Here is a 535-nt window from a genome sequence, read left to right as displayed (position 1 = left end):
CATTATTTTCCCCTCACGCGCTTAAATCAAGATGCTCCATAATATACACAGTACAATAAATGACACAAGTTATTTTGTTATAAAATCTTCGAGATCTGTTTGATGTTCAACGGATGAAATATCCGGTTTGGTAGAAGATGATTCTATTTGATATTCTTTCATAAAAGCAACTTTTTCTTCTTTGAATAACAAAATAGGATTCACCCAGTATTGATTAGGCAATTTTGGTTTCAAAATTCCTTTTTGTATAAGTTCTCTTAAACCGTTGTGAAAAGTTCTGTCGACCATATCGCGCTTTTTTCCATTTATACCCCCATCAAACCAAATTAAGGTAACGCTGCTGGGGTCTTCGTTTGTTGATTTATTAGATTGATATTCTTCTAAAACTATTACCAAAGCACGATGTCCTGTACGAGATAAATTACAAATTGCTTGAATGCCATCAGCAAATATTTCTATAAAATTTTCTTTCTTTATTTTTTCTGTGACGTGAATTGTAGGTATGACCTCTGTTCTATTCGTATCAGAGTTGATA

At 32.5% G+C, this 535-nt stretch carries 1 protein-coding gene; it reads right to left on the bottom strand.

What is annotated here, in order from left to right; genetic code table 11:
* Positions 1-69: 69 nt before the first annotated feature.
* Positions 70-535 (bottom strand): hypothetical protein (locus tag ACFIKY_RS09315; RefSeq protein WP_375661765.1); only part of this gene is annotated, 466 nt, incomplete at its 5' end.

It is taken from the genome of Bartonella sp. CR127HXZ, from assembly GCF_042194555.1.
In the GTDB taxonomy this organism is placed as follows: domain Bacteria; phylum Pseudomonadota; class Alphaproteobacteria; order Rhizobiales; family Rhizobiaceae; genus Bartonella; species Bartonella grahamii.
This window is presented reverse-complemented; position numbering and strand designations above follow the sequence as displayed.